The 20,779-nt window shown below is 62.8% G+C and carries 24 protein-coding genes; 14 read left to right on the top strand and 10 right to left on the bottom strand.

Going from position 1 to position 20,779, the window contains the following annotated elements; genetic code table 11:
• Positions 1-28 precede the first annotated feature (28 nt).
• The 4 genes from DL1_RS08355 to DL1_RS08340 form a co-directional block, all read right to left on the bottom strand.
• Positions 29-1,804 carry an acyl-CoA dehydrogenase C-terminal domain-containing protein gene (locus tag DL1_RS08355; protein WP_038064793.1) on the bottom strand — a complete coding sequence of 592 codons (1,776 nt, stop codon included), beginning with the start codon at positions 1,802-1,804 and terminating at the stop codon, positions 29-31.
• A 30-nt stretch (positions 1,805-1,834) separates the two neighbouring features.
• A complete protein-coding gene (locus tag DL1_RS08350) occupies positions 1,835-2,230 on the bottom strand; it encodes a MerR family transcriptional regulator (protein WP_038064790.1) in 396 nt (131 codons plus the stop codon).
• Positions 2,231-2,468: 238 nt separating this feature from the next.
• Positions 2,469-2,837: a MerR family transcriptional regulator gene (locus DL1_RS08345; protein WP_038064788.1), complete on the bottom strand. Its 369-nt coding sequence runs from the start codon at positions 2,835-2,837 to the stop codon at positions 2,469-2,471.
• Positions 2,838-2,922: 85 nt separating this feature from the next.
• Entirely contained in the window at positions 2,923-3,615 is a 693-nt protein-coding gene (locus DL1_RS08340) for a metal-dependent hydrolase (protein WP_038064785.1), read from the bottom strand.
• Between the two features lie 146 nt (positions 3,616-3,761).
• Here DL1_RS08340 and gatC point away from each other — a divergent pair, with 146 nt between their 5' ends.
• From gatC to DL1_RS08320, 4 genes are read left to right on the top strand one after another with little or no spacing between them, the layout of a single operon-like run.
• Positions 3,762-4,049, top strand: a complete 288-nt coding sequence (gene gatC, locus DL1_RS08335; protein ID WP_038064783.1) for an Asp-tRNA(Asn)/Glu-tRNA(Gln) amidotransferase subunit GatC — start codon at positions 3,762-3,764, stop codon at positions 4,047-4,049.
• Positions 4,046-5,524 carry an Asp-tRNA(Asn)/Glu-tRNA(Gln) amidotransferase subunit GatA gene (gene gatA, locus DL1_RS08330; RefSeq protein ID WP_038064781.1) on the top strand — a complete coding sequence of 493 codons (1,479 nt, stop codon included), beginning with the start codon at positions 4,046-4,048 and terminating at the stop codon, positions 5,522-5,524. The genes gatC and gatA overlap by 4 nt, the downstream gene beginning before the upstream one ends.
• 5 nt (positions 5,525-5,529) lie before the next feature.
• The gene (locus DL1_RS20835) at positions 5,530-6,261 is read left to right on the top strand and encodes a hypothetical protein (protein ID WP_051693428.1); all 732 of its coding nucleotides are present in this window, start codon (positions 5,530-5,532) and stop codon (positions 6,259-6,261) included.
• A complete protein-coding gene (locus DL1_RS08320) occupies positions 6,258-6,944 on the top strand; it encodes an N-acetylmuramoyl-L-alanine amidase (RefSeq protein ID WP_245739557.1) in 687 nt (228 codons plus the stop codon). The genes DL1_RS20835 and DL1_RS08320 overlap by 4 nt, the downstream gene beginning before the upstream one ends.
• Before the next feature lie 15 nt (positions 6,945-6,959).
• On the opposite strand, the gene hemN is transcribed toward DL1_RS08320, so the two are convergent.
• Entirely contained in the window at positions 6,960-8,315 is a 1,356-nt protein-coding gene (hemN, locus tag DL1_RS08315; protein ID WP_038064780.1) for an oxygen-independent coproporphyrinogen III oxidase, read from the bottom strand.
• Between the two features lie 61 nt (positions 8,316-8,376).
• Between hemN and fnrL the strand changes: the two genes are divergently transcribed.
• Entirely contained in the window at positions 8,377-9,123 is a 747-nt protein-coding gene (fnrL, locus tag DL1_RS08310) for a transcriptional regulator FnrL (protein WP_038064777.1), read from the top strand.
• Positions 9,124-9,250: 127 nt separating this feature from the next.
• Here the strand turns inward: fnrL and DL1_RS08305 are convergent, their stop codons facing one another.
• The 3 genes from DL1_RS08305 to DL1_RS08295 all read right to left on the bottom strand — a co-directional run bounded on the left by DL1_RS08305 (position 9,251) and on the right by DL1_RS08295 (position 11,058).
• On the bottom strand, positions 9,251-9,607 hold the full coding sequence (locus DL1_RS08305) for a DUF1428 domain-containing protein (RefSeq protein WP_038064776.1): 357 nt from the start codon (positions 9,605-9,607) through the stop codon (positions 9,251-9,253).
• An 86-nt stretch (positions 9,608-9,693) separates the two neighbouring features.
• A complete protein-coding gene (locus DL1_RS08300) occupies positions 9,694-10,116 on the bottom strand; it encodes a hypothetical protein (protein WP_051693427.1) in 423 nt (140 codons plus the stop codon).
• 102 nt (positions 10,117-10,218) lie between these two features.
• A complete protein-coding gene (locus DL1_RS08295) occupies positions 10,219-11,058 on the bottom strand; it encodes a universal stress protein (protein ID WP_038064774.1) in 840 nt (279 codons plus the stop codon).
• Positions 11,059-11,309: 251 nt separating this feature from the next.
• Here DL1_RS08295 and ccoN point away from each other — a divergent pair, with 251 nt between their 5' ends.
• The 4 genes from ccoN to ccoP are packed head-to-tail and all read left to right on the top strand — an operon-like array spanning position 11,310 to position 14,792.
• On the top strand, positions 11,310-12,911 hold the full coding sequence (gene ccoN, locus DL1_RS08290; RefSeq protein WP_038064772.1) for a cytochrome-c oxidase, cbb3-type subunit I: 1,602 nt from the start codon (positions 11,310-11,312) through the stop codon (positions 12,909-12,911).
• A gap of 12 nt (positions 12,912-12,923) precedes the next feature.
• Positions 12,924-13,652, top strand: coding sequence for a cytochrome-c oxidase, cbb3-type subunit II (ccoO, locus tag DL1_RS08285; protein WP_038064769.1), 729 nt, complete (start codon positions 12,924-12,926; stop codon positions 13,650-13,652).
• A gap of 10 nt (positions 13,653-13,662) precedes the next feature.
• Positions 13,663-13,905: a cbb3-type cytochrome c oxidase subunit 3 gene (locus DL1_RS08280; RefSeq protein WP_038064768.1), complete on the top strand. Its 243-nt coding sequence runs from the start codon at positions 13,663-13,665 to the stop codon at positions 13,903-13,905.
• Positions 13,902-14,792, top strand: a complete 891-nt coding sequence (gene ccoP / locus DL1_RS08275) for a cytochrome-c oxidase, cbb3-type subunit III (RefSeq protein ID WP_038064766.1) — start codon at positions 13,902-13,904, stop codon at positions 14,790-14,792. The genes DL1_RS08280 and ccoP overlap by 4 nt, the downstream gene beginning before the upstream one ends.
• A gap of 88 nt (positions 14,793-14,880) precedes the next feature.
• Here ccoP and DL1_RS21545 read toward each other — a convergent pair whose 3' ends face one another.
• Both DL1_RS21545 and DL1_RS21540 read right to left on the bottom strand, forming a co-directional pair.
• On the bottom strand, positions 14,881-15,024 hold the full coding sequence (locus tag DL1_RS21545; RefSeq protein ID WP_156022725.1) for a hypothetical protein: 144 nt from the start codon (positions 15,022-15,024) through the stop codon (positions 14,881-14,883).
• A complete protein-coding gene (locus DL1_RS21540; RefSeq protein WP_156022724.1) occupies positions 15,021-15,194 on the bottom strand; it encodes a hypothetical protein in 174 nt (57 codons plus the stop codon). Before DL1_RS21540 ends, DL1_RS21545 begins: the two co-directional genes overlap by 4 nt.
• Positions 15,195-15,295: 101 nt before the next feature.
• Here DL1_RS21540 and DL1_RS08270 point away from each other — a divergent pair, with 101 nt between their 5' ends.
• From DL1_RS08270 to ccoS, 5 genes are all read left to right on the top strand, one after another.
• A complete protein-coding gene (locus tag DL1_RS08270) occupies positions 15,296-16,177 on the top strand; it encodes a LysR family transcriptional regulator (protein WP_038064765.1) in 882 nt (293 codons plus the stop codon).
• A gap of 110 nt (positions 16,178-16,287) precedes the next feature.
• Positions 16,288-17,739: a cytochrome c oxidase accessory protein CcoG gene (ccoG, locus tag DL1_RS08265; protein ID WP_038064763.1), complete on the top strand. Its 1,452-nt coding sequence runs from the start codon at positions 16,288-16,290 to the stop codon at positions 17,737-17,739.
• Positions 17,736-18,200: a FixH family protein gene (locus tag DL1_RS08260; protein ID WP_051693426.1), complete on the top strand. Its 465-nt coding sequence runs from the start codon at positions 17,736-17,738 to the stop codon at positions 18,198-18,200. The genes ccoG and DL1_RS08260 overlap by 4 nt, the downstream gene beginning before the upstream one ends.
• Before the next feature lie 4 nt (positions 18,201-18,204).
• On the top strand, positions 18,205-20,430 hold the full coding sequence (locus tag DL1_RS08255; protein WP_038064761.1) for a heavy metal translocating P-type ATPase: 2,226 nt from the start codon (positions 18,205-18,207) through the stop codon (positions 20,428-20,430).
• A gap of 9 nt (positions 20,431-20,439) precedes the next feature.
• On the top strand, positions 20,440-20,601 hold the full coding sequence (ccoS, locus tag DL1_RS08250) for a cbb3-type cytochrome oxidase assembly protein CcoS (RefSeq protein WP_038064758.1): 162 nt from the start codon (positions 20,440-20,442) through the stop codon (positions 20,599-20,601).
• The last annotated feature ends 178 nt before the right edge of the window (positions 20,602-20,779 follow it).

The following is a 20,779-nucleotide window of genomic DNA, read 5'->3' as shown; positions in this document are numbered from 1 at the left end:
CGCCCGTCATACCGTCAGTCAGGGTCGATCAGAACTGATCGTCGGCCAGTTCCATGACCGGATCCGCGCCGCTTTCGATCCGTGCGAGATGCATCGCGCAGGCGGGCAACTGGCGCGCCATGTAGTAGCGGCCGGTGGTCAGCTTGCCCTCGTAGAACGCGGTGTCCGAGGCTCCGCCATCGAGCGCATCGAGGGCGGCTTTCGCCATCCGGGTCCACATCAGGCCAAGGCAGACATGCCCCATCAGATGCATGAAGTCATAGCTGCCCGAGAGCGCGGCGTTGGGGTTCTTCATCCCGTTATTCATAAAGAACATACCCGCGGTCTGAAGCTGCTTCGATGCGGCCTTGAGCGGCTCGACGAAGGCTTTCATCCGCTCGTCGCCATCATGCGACTTGCACTCTGCCTTGACCATTTCGAAAAAGGCCATGACGTGTTTGCCGCCGTCCTGAGCGAGCTTGCGCCCCACCAGATCGAGCGCCTGAATGCCGTTCGCCCCCTCGTAGATCATCGCGATCCGCGCGTCGCGGACATGCTGCGACATCGGCCAGTCTTCGGTGTAGCCGTGGCCGCCAAAGACCTGTTGCGCCTGCACGGCGGTCTCAAAGCCCTTGTCGGTCAGGAAGCCTTTGATCACCGGCGTCATCAGCGAGATCAGCCCCTCGGCTTCGGCATCGCTGGCCTTATGCGAGCGGTCGATCAGATGCGCGCCCCAGAAGGTAAAGGCCCGTGCGCCTTCGATGAAGCTCTTCTGATCCATCAGCATCCGGCGCACATCGGGATGTACGATGATCGGATCGGCGGATTTCTCAGGGGCTTCAGCGCCGGTCACCGCGCGGCCTTGCTGGCGATCCTTGGCATAGGCCACGGCCTCCTGATAGGCCCCTTCGGCCACCGCGTAGCCCTGCAGGCCTACGCCGAGACGCGCTTCGTTCATCATCGTGAACATCGCGCGCATGCCTTTGTGGAGATCGCCCAGCAGCCAGCCCTTGGCGCCATCGTAGTTCATCACGCAGGTGGCGTTGCCGTGGATGCCCATTTTCTCTTCGAGCTTGCCGACGGACACCCCGTTGCGCTCGCCCAGCGAGCCGTCTTCGTTCACGAGGAATTTCGGCACGATGAACAGCGAGACGCCCTTGGTGCCCTCGCCGCCGCCCGGCGCCTTGGCCAGCACCAGATGGATCACGTTCTCCGACAGGTCGTGATCGCCCGCCGAGATGAAGATCTTGGTGCCCGAAATCGCGTAGGAGCCATCGTCCTGCGGTTCGGCCTTTGTGCGCATGAGGCCCAGATCCGTGCCGCAATGCGGCTCGGTCAGGTTCATCGTGCCGGTCCAGTCGCAGGTGACCATCTTGGGAAGGTAGGTCGCCTTCTGGTCTTCCGTCCCGTGGGTGTGGATCGCGGAATAGGCGCCGTGGGTCAGGCCCTGATACATGTTGAACGCCATATTGGCGGACACAAACATCTCGCCCACCGCGCAGTTGAGCACATAGGGCATGCCCTGACCGCCAAATTCGGGGTCGCAATCAAGCGCGGTCCAGCCGCCCTCTTTCATCGCGGCAAAGGCCTTGTCGAAGCCCTTGGGCGTGCGCACGACGCCATTCTCCAGCACGCAGCCTTCCTTGTCGCCAACCTCGTTGAGAGGTGCGAGCACTTCTGCCGAAACCTTACCGGCTGCATCGAGCACCGCTTCGGTGAAGTCGGGCTCCATTTCCTCATAGCCGGGAATATCGGCCTGCGAGATCTTCAGGAGTTCTTGCAGGACGAACTGCATATCCTTGGTGTTGGCGGTAAAATTCGGCATGGCGCCCTCCCGTTTCCTCTCATTCGCGGATCAGGCCGCGTCTTCGTGGCGCGCCTTCTCCAGTTGTTTCTCCCCCCACCCGATCTGCTCGGCGAGTTCGGAAATCGCTTGCCCCAGCTCATCGCGCTGGCGCTGCATCTCTTCGAGACGTTGCTGTGCGAGCTTGATCGTCTCGCTCAACTGCGTCTTTTGCTGATCGCCCATCTCGTAGAGATCCAGAAGCTGGCGGATATCCTCCAGACTGAACCCGAAACGCTTACCGCGCAGGATCAGTTTCAGCCTTGCGCGGTCACGTCGCGTGAACAGACGCTTCTGTCCCTCTCGGATCGGGAACAACAACTCCTTGCTCTCGTAGAACCGCAGGGTGCGTGGCGTCACATTGAATGCGTCACACATCTCGCGGATCGTCAAAACTTCTTCCGTCATAGTCTCGGCCTCGCACTTCCTTTACGTAAAAGAGTGGAGCAAATCCTACGACTCCCCCCACATTACAAGCTTTCTTGACGCCCACGTCACCGTAACGTGGCGTCACGGTTGCGGTGACGTGATGTAAGATGCGTTTCACTGCCCGATCGGGAACTTTTCTTTCGCATGTCGCATCACAAAACGTCAGCTTTTGCTGGATTTATCCAGGCAAGCTGACGTCTAGGAATGCAATTTGCAATCAGGAATCAAGTGTCTTGTCGACTTGATCACGCAATTGTCGCAGGTCTTCGATGGCGCTATCAAGTTCGTCGCGCTGTATTTTAAGGTGGTTGAGCTGCCTATCGGCCAACTCAACCCAGACGCGATTTTGTTCGGCGGTTCCTTGCTGATCATAGATCAGCAGCCATTGCCGGAGCTCCTCAAGTGAGAATCCGAAGCGCCGACCCCGCAGGATGAGTGTCATCCGAGCAATCTCGCGCGGACCATAATAACGCGAGCGCCCCTCCTTTTGAGGGCTGAGCAGCTCGATATATTCGTAATAGCGCAGGGTGCGCGGGGTGACATCGAAGCGCTCGCACATCTGTTTGAATGTCAGCAAGTCGGACATGCGGCTCCCTCCCGTGGACGTCAGACGCTAGCGTGACCTGCGGCGCGCTTCAAGCGATCACCGCGCGCCGCAGGTCAGAAATTGCTCAGATCTCGATCGGTGCAAGCACCTCGGGTTCGATCACGCGTACCCCGGGCAGGCCGTCGATCAGCGGTTGCGCCGATTGTTCAAGCGCATCGAAGGTCTTGTAGTGGCACGGGATCACGGTCTTGAAGTCAAAGTACTTTTTGGCAGCCCAAGCGGCGCGGGTCATGTCCATCGTGAAATGACCGCCTGCCGCGATGATCCCAATATCGGGTTTGTGCAGCTCGCCCATCCATTCCATATCGGCCATGATATCGGTATCGCCGGTGATGTAGATCGTGTGGCCTTCCGCGGCGAGCATGAAGCCCGCAGGTTGGCCCGCATAGATCGGTGTGCCATCGCGGTAATCGATCGAGGCCGAATGCGTGGCGTTCACCATCGTCACCTTCGCATCGCCGATTGCGACCGTGCCGCCCTTGCCAAAGCCCACGACCTCGGCCCCCTCGGCGCCCAACAGGATCGACAGCTCGTGAATGCAATAGATCGGAATGCCCAGCTCTTTGGCAATCGGCACCGCGTCAGAGGCGTGATCGCCATGGCCGTGGGTCAGCAGGATATGGGTCGCGCCCGCGATGACCTCGGCGCGTTTGTCATCGGGAAAGACCGGCGAGCCGGTCAGGAACGGATCGAGCAGGATCACCGCATCGCCGGTCTCGATGCGAAAGCCGGAATGGCCAAGCCAAGTGAGTTTCATTCTGGGTCCTCCTTTGTGGATCTGATGCACAAGACTAGGGCGCAAAAGCGCCCGCGACAGGGTAAGGCGGCTCACATTCAGGGGGAGCGCTTGAAAGCGCCCGTGGCAAAGGCTAAACCGCGATCCAAGATTAGCGGAGAAACCCAATGTCCATTGATATCGACACCGCGCGCAAGGTTGCGCACCTGGCTCGGATCCGGGTGCCCGAAGACAACCTGCCCGCATTGGCAAGCGAGCTTTCGAACATCCTGACCTTCATGGAACAGCTTGGAGAGGTCGATGTTGACGGCATCGAGCCGATGACCTCGGTCACCCCGATGCGCCTGAAGCGGCGCGAGGATGTCGTCACCGATGGTGGCTATCCCGAAAAAGTCCTGAAAAACGCCCCCGATGCCCGCGAGGGCTTCTTTGCCGTGCCGAAGGTGGTCGAATGAGCCTGAACAAACTGACGATTGCCGAGGCGCGCGACGCGCTGGCCAAGGGGGATGTGACCTCGGTCGAGCTGACCGAGGCCTGCCTGTCGCAGATCGAAGGGGCCGGGGCGTTGAACGCGTTCGTGCACAAGACCCCCGAGATCGCGCTTGAGATGGCGCGCGCTGCCGATACCCGGATCAAATCCGGCGATGCGCCTGCGATGTGCGGTATCCCGCTGGGCGTGAAGGATCTGTTTGCGACCAAAGGCGTGGCCACGCAGGCGGCCTCGAAGATCCTCGAAGGCTTCAAGCCGGAATACGAATCGACCGTCACGCAGAACCTGTGGGATGCGGGCGCGGTGATGCTGGGCAAGCTAAACATGGACGAATTCGCCATGGGCTCCAGCAATGAATCTGCCTGCTACGGCAATGCGGTGAACCCGTGGAAAGTCGATGAGCGCCAGTTGACGCCGGGCGGCAGCTCGGGCGGGTCCGCCTCGGCAGTGGCCGCTGATCTCTGTCTGGCCGCGACCGGCACCGATACGGGCGGCTCGATCCGTCAGCCTGCAGCCTTTACCGGCATCGTGGGCATCAAGCCGACCTATGGGCGGGTCTCTCGCTGGGGCGTGGTGGCCTTTGCCTCTTCGCTCGATCAGGCCGGGCCGATGACGAAATCGGTGCGCGATGCGGCGATCATGCTGGGCACGATGTGCAGCCATGACCCCAAGGATTCGACCTCGACCGACCTGCCGGTGCCCGATTTCGAAGCGATGCTGACGGGCGATATTCGCGGCAAGAAGATCGGTATCCCCAAGGAATACCGGATGGATGGCATGGATGCCGGGATCGAGAAGCTCTGGGCGGACGGCACGGCCATGCTGAAAGATGCAGGTGCCGAAATCGTCGATATTTCGCTGCCGCACACCAAATATGCGCTGCCGGCTTATTACGTCGTGGCGCCTGCCGAGGCGTCCTCCAACCTCGCGCGCTATGATGGCGTGCGCTATGGCCATCGCGCCAAGCTGGCAGCGGGGGAGGGCATCGACGATATGTATGCCAAGACCCGCGCCGAGGGCTTTGGCCCCGAGGTCCAGCGCCGCGTGATGATCGGCACCTATGTGCTCTCGGCAGGCTTCTACGACGCCTATTACAACCGGGCGCGCAAAGTCCGGGCGCTGATCAAGCGCGATTTCGAAGAGGTCTTCGCGCAGGGCATCGATGCGATCCTGACGCCTGCCACACCATCGGCGGCTTTCGGCCTAGGTGAGATGGCGAATGCCGATCCAGTTGCTATGTATCTCAATGATGTGTTCACCGTGACGGTGAACCTCGCGGGCCTTCCGGGTATTTCTGTTCCATGTGGACTGGATGCGGCAGGGCTTCCATTGGGTCTGCAACTGATCGGGCGGCCGTGGGAAGAGGGCGATCTTCTCAACCATGCCCATGTGCTGGAACAGGCGGCAGGCTTTGCCGCGAAGCCGGAGAAATGGTGGTGAGAACAATGCGCGCACTTATGATGCTTGGCGGGGCGCTTGCCCTTGCGGGATGTGTAAGCTCGATGCCCGATAGCGGTCCCGAGGCCCGGCGTGATGCCGAGTTGAGGGGGCAGCCCATCGTGCCGCCCTCGGCACAGGGCGTGATGCCGGGAACCAACCCCTCACCGCCCGGCGCGCCACTCAACGCCACGGGCACCGCAATGCCGGGCTCGACCAATGCGCTCTCGGCCCCCTCGATCGATGCCAGCGGCACGATCGGCAATGATCCCTCGATCCCGGCACCCGCGATGCCCGGCGATGGAAGCTCTGCCAATGCCAATCCCGACGCCACGATTGGAGCGGATGCGATGGCAGCACTGCAGCAAACCGCACCGGGTGGCGACAGCGTCGACACGATGAACCTTGCCTCGGCCGGCAGCAGCAGCACCGCTTCAAGCTCGATGGCTACGACCCCGGTTCCCCAGCAGCCGATCTCGGATAGCGACCGGTCGGGCCCGAACTTGGCGGCCTATGCGCTCTCGGTCACGAACCGACCCGGGCAGTCGATCTATAAGCGCGGCGGGCTGCATCTCACCTCGTCGAGCAATGCCTGCGCGAAATATGTCTCTGCCGATCAGGCGCAGCTCGCGTTTCTGGCAGCCGGTGGTCCGCAACGCGACCGCCTCAATCTTGATCCCGATGGCGACGGCTTCGCCTGCAACTGGGATCCGACCCCCTTCCAGACGGCCCGTCAGTGACCGACCCGCTGCCCTCGCCCAATTTCGGGGCGCGGCGCGGCGCGGCCCTCCCTGAGCTGATCGTCCTGCATTACACCGCGATGGCCAGCTGTGAGGCCGCGCGCAAACGTCTGTGCCTGCCCGAGGCAGAGGTGTCGGCGCATTGGCTGATCGGGGCCGATGGGGCGACCGAAATGCTTGTGGCCGAAGAAATGCGCGCCTGGCACGCAGGCGCTGGGCAGTGGCGCGGATGCGGTGATGTGAATTCGCGCTCCATCGGGATCGAGCTGGACAATCTGGGCGACCGCCCGTTTCCCGAGGCGCAGATGGCAGCGCTCGAGACCTTGCTGCGCGCAATTATGGAGCGCTGGACGATTGCGCCTCAAAGCGTCATTGGGCATTCCGACATGGCCCCCGGACGTAAAATTGATCCCGGTCCGCGCTTTGACTGGCAAAGGCTGGCGCGGCAGCGTCTGTCTGTCTGGCCGCAGCCGGGACCGGCCCCCGATGCGACACCGGAGACCTTCTGCGCGCTGGCACAAAGCTTCGGCTATCCCGATCTGGGGTTGGATCTGCTCCTGCCGGCCTTCCGGCTGCGCTTCCGGCCCCGCGCCTCTGGCCCGCTGGATGCGCAGGACATGGCGCTCATCGCCGATCTCGCGATGCGCTATGGCGAGGACGGGGGCGCTTGGCGCGCAAGCTGAGCGCGCATTCCGCCCTCAGACCGCCAGACTGTGAGCGCCCGGCGCCATGTCATAAGCATCGAAATGGCGTGCGATCATCCGGGTGAGCGGCCGCGCGCGGGGCGGAATGCGCAAGCCTGTCGCGCTGATCTCGATCATATCGCCGAACTGCGCTGCGCAGGCGTCATATAGCTGCGCTAGACGCTCGGAGGAAATGTCGAAGTTGCTCAGGATCTCATCGGAGCGGATCTCGAAATCCGACATCAGCGCCTCGATCATGCGCCCACGAAGGCGGTCCTCACCCTCAAAGATATGCCCACGCGCGGTCGAGAACTCCCCGGCCCGGATCGCTTTGGTATGGGCCGATGTCGCGGGCGCGTTTTGGGCATAGCCTTGCGGAAAGCGCGAGATCGACGAGGCCCCGAGTCCCACGAGCGCCAGTGCCTGATCATCCGTGTAGCCCTGAAAATTGCGCCGCAGCTGCCCGGCCTTTTGCGCGATGGCCAGCCCGTCGGAGGGTAGGGCGAAGTGATCGATCCCGATGGACTCATAGCCATCGGCCTCGAAAAGCGCGCTTGCCGCCTCAAATAAGGTAAGCCGTTCCTGCGGTGTCGGCAGCGTATCCGAAGCGATCAGCGTTTGGCGCCGCGCCATCCATGGCACATGCGCGTAGCCGTAAAGCGCCACGCGGTCCGGGCGCAATGACAGAAGCTGTTGTACCGAGGTGGCAATCTTTACCGGGGTTTGTTGGGGCAGGCCGTAGAGAATATCGGCATTCAGGCTGCGCACGCCGCGGTCGCGGATCATGTCCACGGCGCGCCGGGTGATTTCGTAGCTTTGCTCGCGCCCGATGATCTTCTGGATCTGCGGGTCGAAATCCTGCACCCCGATCGAGGCGCGGTTCATCCCGGCCTCGGCCAGCACGTCCATCCGGGCCTCGTCGATCTCATTGGGGTCGATCTCGACCGAGAATTCCGCATCTTGCCCCATCGGCAGCGTGTCAAATATTGCAGCCGTCAGCTCGCCCATCACATCGGCAGGCATCAGTGTTGGCGTACCGCCCCCCCAATGCAGCCTCGAGAGTGTGACGCCCGGTGCCAGCCGTGCGCGCAGCATTTTCAGCTCGGCCTGCAGGACTTTCACATAGGCGCGCACCGGATCTTCGCTTTGCGTACCCTGCGTGCGGCAGGCGCAGAACCAGCACAGGCGGCGACAGAACGGGACATGCAGATAGAGCGAGATCGCGCCGCCGGGCGGGATTTCCTCGATCCAGCGGGCGAAAAGATCCGGCCCGACACCGCCTGCGAAATGCGGCGCGGTCGGGTAGGACGTGTAGCGTGGCACCTTCGCGTCGAAGAGACCGAGCCGGGCAAGTTGCGAATCCTGTTTCATGCGCCTATCGTTAAGGTCATATTGCGCTCGGGTATTTGACGCAGATCAATCTGATAGGCCCATGACACTTCACGAAGTTCCGCCACTCTCGCTCCGCTGCGGCGACTGCCCAATTCGTCATCGGGCTGTCTGTGCGCGCTGCGAGTCCGACGAATTGCAGGAACTTGAGGGCATCAAGTATTACCGCAGCTTCGAGGCGGGCCAGACGATTGTCTGGGCCGAGGATCAGATGGATTTCGTGGCCTCGGTCGTGTCGGGGATCGCCACCTTGACCCAGACGCTTGAAGATGGGCGCACGCAGATGGTCGGATTGCTGCTGCCATCGGATTTTGTCGGGCGTCCGGGGCTCAGCTCTGCCCCCTATAACGTCACGGCCACGACCGATGTGTTGATGTGCTGCTTTCGCAAGACGCCGTTCGAGGAGATGATGCTGCGCACACCGCATATTGCCCAGCGGCTGCTGCAAATGACCCTCGACGAGCTGGACGCGGCACGTGAATGGATGCTGCTTCTGGGGCGCAAGACAGCGCGGGAGAAGATCGCCTCGCTGTTGTCGATCGTGGCGCGCAGAAATGCCTCGATCCGGCTGGAGGTCGCAGAGGAGCGGATGGTGTTCGACCTGCCGCTGACCCGTGAAGCGATGGCCGATTATCTGGGCCTGACGCTGGAGACGGTGAGCCGTCAGATCTCGGCGCTCAAGCGCGACGGTGTGATCGAGTTGCAGGGCAAGCGCCATGTCACGGTGCCGGATATGCACAGGCTTATGTCCGAGGCTGGGGATGACAGCGATGGCGGTATTCTGGGCTGAGAGTGCGGCACTAACCGACTGATTCAAAAAGCTCTACATGGCCATCCAGCCCTGTTTGGCCGGGGCTGAATGGCCGTTTGGCGCGCACGCCAAGGGGCACCGCGACACGTCAAGGCGACGCTGAGGATCAGGCGCGTCCCTCGAAGATCGGCTCGAAAAAGCCCCAGATCATGCGCTTGCCGTCAAAGGGCATCTCTCCCAGCGCCTGCCAGCGCGGATCGCTCTCCATCGCGGCAAAACACGCATCCGCGGCGGCCTTGTCGCGCCATCTGATTTGCGAAAACACCACCGCCTCGCCCGGTTCGCGCTTCACGGCCATCGGAAAGGATGTGAGCGTGCCATCGGGGACATTATCCTCCCATGCCTCCAGCATCGAGAGCGCGCCGTAATCGCGAAAAAGCTCCCAGCTTTCTTTCGCGAGGGCCACGTAATCAGCCTTGTTCTGAACCGGTACGGCGGCCAGAATTCCCTGTATATAACTCATGACATATCTCCCAATGCACCCGAGCCGACGGGGCGGCTCCCTGAAGGAAGGGTATCACATCTGGGGTGCTCCTCGAAGCGCCCGTTTCAGGAGGCAGGGCAGGCCATGTAGCGCAGGGCACCGGGCTGGGCATCCGCACCCAAATCGCGCCGGATGAGCATTTGGCCGCCGTCTTGCACCTCAAGCACCATCTCGCGCGTCCACTCCATGCCTTCGCCGCTGACATCGAATGTGGCATCTACGCGGTCTGGGGCGCGCTCTGAGATCGAGCGCAGCGTGGCGCGTGATTCGTAAAAGGTGATCGTGCGCGGGCCAATGGTGATCAGCCCCTTATTGTCGCCAAGCGCCTCATGCCGGGCCGTACAATCATTGGCAGTCAATCCCCAGCGCCCGCGCATCTCCTGTGGGAGCTGCATTTGCGCGCCCGCGTCAGGTGCAGGAGCCGTTTGCTGACAGGCGGTGAGCACGGGGATCAGAGCTGAAAAGGCAAGGGTTTTGGCGTAGCGCATGGCGGACCTTTCATCAGATCGTGTTGGCGCAACGACTCTCTGCGCTCCGGAGTTCCAAAACCCCCGGGCGCGCAGGGGAGCGGCGTGTCTCCGCAGGGGCGCTCAATGCGCCATGATCACCGGGACTTCCGCCATCTCGAGCATGTGCCGGGTCGCGCCGCCCAGAATCGCTTCGCGGATGCGCGAATGCCCATAGGCCCCCATCACCACCGCATCGGCATTGGTGTCGCGGACATGGCGGTTGAGCACATCCGACACGCGCGGCATCGTCTTGGACAGCACCGAGACTTCTGCCTTCACGCCGTGGCGCGCCAACATCTGGCTGAGCTGACCACCAGGGTCGGAGCGCTCTGTGCCATGCGTGGGCGGATCGATGATGGTGATGTCGACCAGACTGGCCGATTGCAGCACCGGCAGGGCTGCGCGCACCGCACGCATCGCTTCATGCGACTGATTCCATGCCAGCACGACGCGGCGGGCGGGGATGTCGCCCTTATAGCTGTCGGGCACGATGGCGACCGGCGCCTGCCCCTCAAAGAGCGAAGCCTCAATCGCGGCCTCCACCTCGGGGCCGCGTCCCGCGCCATAGGGGCGCCCCATCACCACCAGATCGGCAAAGCGTGCCCGCGCGCCCACGACCGTGGCCATCGCGCCGATCTGAGCGACCACCGTATCGGCGCTCCAGCGGATATCTTCCCGCGAGAGGCGGCTGCGCACGGTCTCGTTCACCGTGCTGGCCTCATCTTGCGCCCGGTCCATGGTCTCTTGCTGCACAAAGGCCGTGGCCCCTGCGTAGTAATAGCCGGTCTGGGTGCGATCCACGCCCATGCAGAGCACATCGAGATGCGCCTCGCGCCGACGCGCCACGGCGATTGCCGTCTCCAGTTGAGGCCCCGCAGCTTCGGTATCCGTCACAATCGTCAGAATCGTTTTGTAAGCCATCGCTCTCTCCCGGGTCGATGATGTCGCGTGCTCATAATCTTAACCCTCATCCTGCGCGGATGCCTTGATCCTGATCAAGGCCCCGAATGGGCTATCACGAAGCTGCGACCAAAACGCACATCCCCCTCGCGAACATTTGATGCAGATCAAGGCATCGTGCATATGCTCGGACCAAAAGGGCTTTGGTCATGCGCGGCCGGCAGCGTCACGCGCCGCGACCAAGGGCCAGACAAGACGAAGGGACACAGAAAATGTGGGACTATATCAAGCTGATCGCGTTTGGCCTTGTTGCGGTTCTGGCCGCCATCGCGGCCGGATATGGACGCGATTTCGCCTATCAGGTCAACGCGGTGCAGGTCATGCTGGCCTCGGCCTTCATGTTCATCTGGGTATTGCGCACCATGGGCACGCCCCAGATCGTGCGAGAGGACCGGTATTTCGACAGTGTCATCCGCGCAGGCGTGATTGCGACGACCTTCTGGGGCGTGGTTGGCTTTCTCGTGGCGGTCCTCATCGCCTTCCAGCTTGCCTATCCGGCGCTCAACGTCGAGGCCGCGCAGGGCTATCTGAACTTCGGACGGCTGCGCCCGCTGCACACATCTGCGGTGATCTTCGCTTTCGGCGGCAACGCCTTGATCGCGTCGAGCTTCTATGTGGTGCAGCGCACCTCGGCGGCGCGTCTGTGGGGCGGCAATCTCGCCTGGTTCGTGTTCTGGGGCTATAACCTCTTCATCGTACTCGCCGCGTCCGGTTATCTGCTGGGGGCTACGCAATCCAAGGAATATGCCGAGCCTGAATGGTATGTCGATATTTGGCTGACCGTCGTCTGGGTGGCCTATCTGGCCGTGTTCCTCGGCACGATCTTCAAGCGCCGCGAGCCGCATATCTACGTCGCCAACTGGTTCTACCTGTCCTTCATCGTGACCATCGCGATGCTGCATATCGTGAACAACCTCGCCGTTCCGGTGTCTCTCTTCGGCTCCAAATCCTCTCAGCTCTTCGCGGGCGTGCAGGATGCGATGACGCAATGGTGGTATGGTCATAACGCGGTGGGCTTCTTCCTGACCGCAGGCTTTCTTGGCATGATGTATTACTTCGTGCCCAAGCAAGCGGAGCGTCCGGTCTATTCCTACAAGCTCTCGATCGTACACTTCTGGGCGCTGATCTTCCTCTATATCTGGGCCGGTCCGCACCACCTGCACTACACCGCGCTGCCCGACTGGGCCTCGACGCTGGGCATGGTGTTCTCGATCATCCTGTGGATGCCGTCCTGGGGGGGCATGATCAACGGTCTGATGACGCTTTCGGGCGCATGGGACAAGCTGCGCACCGATCCGGTGATCCGCATGATGGTGGTCTCTATCGGCTTTTACGGCATGTCGACCTTCGAAGGCCCGATGATGTCTATCAAGGCGGTCAACTCGCTGAGCCATTACACCGACTGGACCATAGGGCACGTGCATTCTGGCGCGCTGGGCTGGAACGGCATGATCACCTTCGGCGTGCTCTACTTCCTCGTGCCGCGTCTGTGGTCGCGTGAAGGGCTCTACTCGCTCAAGCTGGTGAGCTGGCATTTCTGGCTCGCGACGATCGGCATCGTTCTCTACGCGGCCTCGATGTGGGTGGCCGGGATCATGCAGGGGCTGATGTGGCGTGAAGTCGACAGTCAGGGCTTCCTCGTGAACGCCTTCGCAGACACCGTGGCCGCTGTGCATCCGATGTATGTGGTGCGCGCATTGGGCGGGGTTCTCTACCTGCTGGGCGGTCTCATCATGGCCTACAATCTTTGGATGACGGTGGCACGGACCCCGCGCGTGGAAGCACGCTCGGTCTCCGCCATGCCCGCCGAATAAGGAGCAGACGCAATGGGACTTCTTGACAAGCACGGCGTCATTGAACGCAACGCGACACTGCTTCTTATCTTCTCGTTCCTCGTGGTGACCGTGGGCGGGATCGTGGAGATCGCACCGCTGTTCTATCTTGAGAACACCATCGAGGACGTGGAAGGGGTGCGCCCCTACACGCCGCTCGAGCTGACCGGGCGCGACATCTACATCCGCGAAGGGTGCTATGTGTGCCACAGCCAGATGATCCGTCCGATGCGCGACGAGGTCGAGCGCTACGGCCACTACTCGCTGGCCGCGGAAAGCAAATACGACCATCCGTTCCAGTGGGGCTCCAAGCGCACCGGGCCGGATCTGGCGCGCGTGGGCGGGCGGTATTCGGATGCGTGGCATGTCGATCACCTGACCAATCCGCAATCGGTGGTGCCGGAATCGGTGATGCCCAAATACGGGTTTCTGGCCGACCGCATGGTGGATGCGAGATTCATCGACGACCGTCTGAGCACGGATGCGCTGGTCGGCGTGCCCTATACCTCCGACATGATCGAGAACGCCAAGGCCGATTTCGCAGCGCAGGCCGATCCCAACAGCGACGCGGACGGGCTGCTGACGCGCTATCCGAACGCAACGAATGTGCGCAACTTCGACGGGCGCCCCGGCGTGTCAGAGATGGATGCGCTGATCGCCTATCTTCAGGTGCTCGGGACGATGGTCGATTTCTCGACCTTCCAACCCACCGCCAGCCGATAAGGGGGAAGACATGGATTATCATATCTTCCGGGAATTCGCGGATAGCTGGTTTCTGATTTTTCTCTTCGCGTTCTTCGTGGCCATCGTTTTCTGGGTGTTTCGGCCCGGCGCGCGGCGGACCTATAACGACACGTCCGAGATCCCGTTTCGCCACGACACCCGCCCCCTAGACCCGTCTGAAGAGCCGTTCGGCGACCCGCAGTCGCAGGATGAATCTGAGTCCCACGTGACCAAAGGAGGCGTGGAGAAATGAGCAAGAAACCGAACAAAAAGACCAAACCGCATGAGGTCGAGACGACCGGCCACCAATGGGATGGGATCGAGGAATATAACAACCCTCTGCCGCGCTGGTGGCTCTGGACCTTCTACGCCACCGTAATCTGGGGTGTGGGCTATTCGATCGCGATGCCCGCATGGCCGATCTTTGCCTCCGGCGCGACGCCCGGCATCTTGGGGAGCTCGACCCGAGCCGATCTGAGTGCCGATGTCGCGAAATTCGCCGCGATGAACAAGCCGGTGCAGGAAAAGCTGGTCTCGGTCAGCCTTGATCAGATCTCCAGCGATCCCGAGCTGAGCAACTACACCCAGAACGCGGGTGCGGCCATCTTCCGCACGTGGTGTGCGCAATGTCACGGGGCAGGGGCGGGCGGCAATTCGAGCCTTGGCTATCCCAACCTGCTCGACAGCGACTGGCTTTGGGGCGGTACGATTGACGACATCCATTTCACCGTCACCCACGGCATCCGCAACGAGACCGATCCCGAGGGCGAGGCCCGGTTCTCGCAAATGCCAGCCTTTGGTCGCGACCAGATCTTGTCGAAAGAAGAGATCGCGCAGGTCGTGCAATATGTCCGCAAGATCTCGGGCCAAGAGAATGACGCGACTCTGGCCAGCGCAGGCGAGAGCATCTTCATGGATAACTGCACCGCCTGTCACGGCGAGACCGGCACCGGCGATCAGGCCTTGGGCGCGCCCAATCTGACGGATGCGATCTGGCTTTACGGTGGGGATGTGGACACGCTGACCTATTCGGTGACCAATGCGCGCTATGGCGTGATGCCAAACTGGAACACCCGCCTGAGCGAGGCCGATATTCGCGCGGTTGCTGCTTACGTGCACAACTTGGGCGGTGGTCAGTAACCTCGGCAGTCTTGGCGGGGATGCCTGCCAGAAGACGACAGTCTGAATAACAAAGAGGGCCCCGTGGGGCCCTCTTTCAGTTTGAGGGTTACCGCTTTTTTAAATGGAAGCGCCGCCGCTCGGGACAAGGCAATTCGCGCTGTCGCACGGCGTTGTGAAGGCTCTGCACCCGCAGGTCGTGCGGATCATAACCAGTCGCGATCAGAAAGCTCTGGGCCCAGATGCCAATCATTCCTTGATCCTCCCCTTGCCGAACCAGCGCTGGCGTGTGCCGCTCTGGCCGCGCGCGCCATCGGGTGCTGGCGGGTAGTAGAGGTTGGGCAGGTGCAGCCAGGCGCTGCAGGTCGCATCCAGCCCCATCCGGGCGCGCTCGAAGATATCAAGCGAAACTCTGTCTTTCATTTCGGCCTCCTGCTTCTGCGGTTAACATGCTATCAATATGCAGCACACGCGTTATCATGGCGACTCAGGAAGAATTCCGGGTTGTAAGTTGAGGTTACAATATGGATTGGCGAGAGATGCCGCCGCTGGCCGCATTGCGGGCCTTTGCCGCGCTGGCGGAGACAGGCTCCATGTCGGCGGCGGGGCGGGCGCTCAATGTCTCGCATGCCGCGATCAGCCAGCAGGTGCGCGCGCTTGAGGACCGGCTGGAGGTGAGCCTTCTGGATCGCAGCGGCGCGCGTCCGGTTCTGAGCGCGCAGGGCCGTGCCTTGGCTCAATCCCTGCGCGAGGGGTTTGGCACGATTGCCGAAGGACTGGCGGCGCTGAGCGCGCAGGGCGCGAACCGTCCGCTGCAGATCTCGACGACGCCCAGCTTTGCCTCTGCGTGGTTGCTGCCCCGCTTGCCGGACTTTCGCGCGGCCCATCCCGAGGTCGGCTTGAGCATCGATCCGGGGGCGACGCTGAGCACGCTTGCGCCGGGTGGTATCGAGATGGCGCTGCGCTACGGCTCGGGGCATTGGCCCGGTCTGGAGGCGCGGCTGCTGGTGCGCTCGCCCATCGTCGTGGTCGCGGCCCCGGATCTTGTGGGCGATGTGCCCTATGATTGCTGCCCCGCCGATCTGAGCGGGTTTCCGTGGTTGCAGGAGTTGGGCACCAATGAGGCCAGCGAATGGCTGGCTGAGCACGCCTCGGTGCGCGATGCGCCCGCGGGCATGGTCTCGATGCCCGGCAATCTGATGCTGGAAGCCGCGCGCCGGGGGCAGGGGGTCGCGATTACCGCGCGGGTCTGGGTCGAGGAAGACCTTGAGGCCGGGCGGCTGCGTCTGTTGTTCGAGGACAGCGCGCAAAAGGGCTATTACGTCGTGACCCGCCCCGGCGTTCAGCGCCCGCAATTGCGCGCCTTTATCAGCTGGCTTTTCAAGACGGCGCAGGGGCTGCGTTGATCGGGCCTGACCGGGGTCTCGCATCTGACTTTTTGACGCAGGTCAATGCGTTCACAACTGTGTCATAGGAAGAGGGATTGTCGACACAGAAAAATGATATGGAGTGAGTCGTGACCTCCTCTGAGCCAGCCTCCGACCCGCCGCCGCTTTATGCCGCGCGCGAGCCCGTCTTTCCGCGCCGCGTGAAGGGCAGTTTCCGCACGCTCAAATGGGTGCTGATGGCGGTGATGCTCGGGATCTACTACGTCACGCCCTGGATCCGTTGGGATCGCGGCCCGGAGCTTCCCGATCAGGCGGTTTTGCTAGATCTCGCCAATCGGCGCTTCTTCTTCTTCATGATCGAGATCTGGCCGCACGAGTTCTACTTTGTCGCGGGCCTGTTGATCATGGCCGGGCTTGGCCTGTTCCTGTTCACCTCGGCGCTGGGACGCGTCTGGTGCGGCTATGCCTGCCCGCAGACTGTCTGGACGGATCTGTTCATCCTCGTCGAGCGCTGGGTCGAGGGGGATCGCAATGCGCGCATCCGGCTGTTGCGGCAGAACTGGACTGCCGAGAAGATCCGCAAGCGCCTGACCAAATGGACGCTTTGGCTGCTGATCGGCGTCGCGACCGGCGGGGCTTGGGTGTTCTACTTCACCGATGCGCCGCAGCTTCTGGTCGATCTTGTCCACGGCACCGCCTCGCCCATCGCCTATACGACGATTGCGGTGGCGACGCTGACCACATTCGCCTTCGGCGGCTTCGCGCGCGAGCAGATCTGCATCTATGCCTGCCCATGGCCGCGCATTCAGGCCGCGATGATGGATGAGGACACGATCACCATCGCCTATCGCGAATGGCGGGGCGAGCCGCGTGGCAAGCTCAAGAAAGGTCAGCACGACCCGACGCAGGGCGATTGCATCGACTGTATGGCCTGCGTGAATGTCTGCCCGATGGGGATCGATATTCGCGACGGCCAACAGCTTGAATGCATCACCTGCGGGTTGTGCATCGATGCCTGTAACGAGACCATGGACCGGATCGGCAAGCCGCGCGGGCTGGTCGATTATATGGCGCTCAAGGATGAGGCGAGCGAGCGGGCGGGCCAGCCCGCGATCAATGTCTGGCGCCATATCCTGCGCCCGCGCACACTTTTGTATTTCACACTTTGGGGGGGCATCGGGGTCGGGCTGATCGTGGCGCTTTTCATGCGCTCTCCGATTGATTTCAATATCACGCCGAACCGCGATCCCTTGTTCGTGGTCGAGCCTGACGGGGCGATCCGCAATATCTACACGCTGCGGCTGCGCAACAAGGCGGGCGAAGACGCAACCTTCCGCGTGCGTGTCGTAGCGCCCGAGGGCATCGCGCAATCCTCGCTTAGCCTGTCGCTGCAAGGTCAAAGCGGTGCGACCGTGCAGGTGCCCGCGGATGAGACCATGACACAGCGGCTTTATATCATGGCCGCGCCCGGCTCGAAGCTGGCAACTTCCGACCGCACCGAAGTGCAGGTTTGGGTGGAAGATACCGCCAATACCGACCGGGCCTCGACCGAAACTGTCTTCAATGGGAAAGCGAAATGAGCACGACTGCAAAACCGATGACGGGGCGCAAGGTTCTGTTGATTGCACTGAGCGCCTTTGGCGTGATCATCACGGTCAATCTGGTGATGGCTTGGAACGCGGTCAGCACCTTTCCGGGGCTGGAGGTGCACAACTCCTACGTCGCCTCGCAGGTCTTCGACAAGAACCGCGCCGCGCAAGAGGCCCTTGGCTGGACCGTGACCCCGGACTATCACAACGGCCTTCTGAGCCTGACAATACGCGACGCGGACGGCTTGCCCGCCAAGGTGGGCGAGCTGAGCGCCGTGGTCGGGCGCACGACCCATACCCGCGAAGACATCACGCCCGACTTCGTCCAGCAGGGCGGCAGCTATGTCGCGCCGATGTCGCTGACCTCCGGCGCGTGGCTTGTGCATCTCGATGCGAAAGCCGCGGATGGGACGCTGTTTCGTCAGCGCCTCGAGCTGTTTGTGAAGGGGTGATCCGATGACGCTGACCTCGGCACAGGGTGAAGGGTTCGAGACGGGGCGCGAGCGCGTCTCGCCCTCTGCCTGTCCGGCCTGTATCGCGGCGCCCTCGGCGGACCAGATCGCACGGAAGGCCGCCCAAGAGGCGGGCGCGCGGATCATGCTTTCGCTGCCCACGGCCCATTGCGCGGTCTGCATCTCCGATGTCGAACGCGCGCTGATGGCCGAACCCGGGGTACGCTCGGCACGGGTGAACCTGACCCTCAAGCGGGTGTCGGTCGAGGCCGAGGCGGAGGTGACGGCCCCTGCGCTCGTGGGCGTGCTCGATGCGATCGGCTATGAGGCGCATGAGCTCGATCCGGGGCTTCTGAGCGCGACCGAAAACGACCGGCGTGGACGCGATCTGCTGATGCGGATCGGTGTTGCGGGCTTTGCGATGATGAACATCATGCTGCTTTCGGTCGCGGTCTGGTCGGGGGCAGAGGACGCCACGCGCGACATGTTCCACTGGGTCTCCGCCGCGATTGCCATTCCGACCACGCTTTTCGCAGGCCAACCCTTCTTCAAAAGCGCGCTCGCTGCGCTGCGCGGCGGGCGTCTGGGAATGGATGTGCCGATTTCGCTCGCGATCCTTCTGGCGCTCGGGATCTCGCTGTTCGAGACCGCGCATTCGGGCGCGCATGCCTATTTCGAAGCCGCGACCATGCTCACCTTCTTCCTGCTGGTTGGGCGCTATCTCGATTACCGGACCCGTGCGGTGGCGCGCTCTGCCGCCGAGGAATTGGCGGCGCTGGAAGTGCCGCGCGCCACCGTGCTGCGCGAAGAAGGCGAGGTCGTGGTTCCCGTCGGAGAGCTGCGGGTCGGCGATCTGGTGCGGGTGCGCCCGGGCGGACGCATTCCCGCCGATGGCATCGTCGAGGCGGGGCATTCCGAGACGGATCGTGCGCTTTTGACGGGCGAGACGCTGCCCGTTCAGGTGACCCCCGGTGCCGTTCTGAGTGCGGGCGAGGTCAATCTTACCGGCCCGTTGAGCCTGCGGGTGACGGCGGCTGGCCGCGATAGCTCGCTGCACCGGATGGCCGATCTCGTGGCCACGGCGGAATCTGCGCGCACCCGTTATACCTCGCTGGCCGAACGCGCCGCGCGCGCCTATGCGCCGGTCGTTCATCTGTTGGCGCTCGGGGCGTTTTGCGGCTGGGCTTGGGGCACGGGCGGGGATTTCCGTCTGGCGGTCAATATCGCCGCCGCCGTGCTGATCATCACTTGCCCCTGCGCGCTGGGGCTGGCGGTGCCTGCGGTCGTCACTGCGGCCAGCGGCAAGCTGTTTCGCCGTGGCCTGCTGATCAAGGATGGCACCGCGCTTGAGCGGCTGGCTGAGATCGACACGGTGGTGTTTGACAAGACCGGCACGCTGACGCTTGGCACGCCGCGCCCGCAAAACCTCGATGCGCTGGATGAGACGTCGCTGAGCGTCGCGATGGCGCTGGCGGAAGGCTCGGCGCATCCGCTGGCCCGGGCGTTGCACGCAGCGGCGCTCGCATCGAATGCGCGCCCGGCGGATCTGGAAGATCTTCGCGAAGTGCCGGGCTTTGGCATCGCGGCGCGCTGGCAGGGCCGCGAGGTGCGCCTTGGTCGCGCCGATTGGATCGGGGCCGAGGTCGGGCAGGCGACGGCCACCCATCTGAGCATCGAAGGTCAGTTGCCCCGCACGATCCGCTTCAGCGATGCGCTGCGCCCCGGAGCCGAAGCCGTGGTGGCCGGGCTCAAGGCGCAGGGCAAATCGGTCTGGCTGGTGTCGGGCGATGTCGAACCCGCCGTGGCTGATCTCGCGGGGCGGCTTGGTATCACCGAATTTCGGGCGGGCGTCTTGCCGATGGAGAAGGCGCAGCTTGTCACGGATCTCAGCGCTCAGGGCGCGCATGTGCTGATGGTGGGCGACGGGCTCAACGACACGGCGGCGCTGGCGGGGGCCCATGTATCGATCTCGCCCGCCTCCGCGCTTGATGCCGCACGCACGGCCTCGGATATGGTGCTGCTCGGGCAGGATCTGGAACCGGTGGCGGAGGCTGCGCGCATCGCGCGGGCCGCGCGGCGCCGGATCAAGCAGAACTTCGCGATCTCGATCCTCTATAATGTGGTCGCCGTGCCACTGGCGCTGAGCGGTCTGGCCACGCCGCTTTTGGCGGCCCTTGCGATGTCGGCCTCGTCGATTACCGTCTCGCTCAATGCATTGCGGCTGCGCTGAGGGTTCGACATGGATGTCCTGATCTACTTCATCCCGATATCGCTCTTTCTGGGCGGGATCGGTTTGCTCGCGTTCCTCTGGACCCTGCGCTCGCGGCAATATGACGATCCCAAGGGCGATGCCGAGCGGATCTTGTCCGACACCTATGACGACCGGCCCAAAAGCGATTGAGCGCGCAACGGACGCCCTAACCTCGCCCATAGTAAAGCCGCGATCCTGCAGGAGCGCGGCTTTTCTTCTTGGCCTCTGGGGAGGAGGTCAGGGGCCAATAACCTTGCAATCCATCGCCCGCGCGGTGAGCCGGGCGCAGGCAAGCTGCGCGCCGTTCTCTGTCATGCCGACAAAGTTC

The organism is Thioclava dalianensis, assembly GCF_000715505.1.
Taxonomy (GTDB): domain Bacteria; phylum Pseudomonadota; class Alphaproteobacteria; order Rhodobacterales; family Rhodobacteraceae; genus Thioclava; species Thioclava dalianensis.
This window is presented reverse-complemented; position numbering and strand designations above follow the sequence as displayed.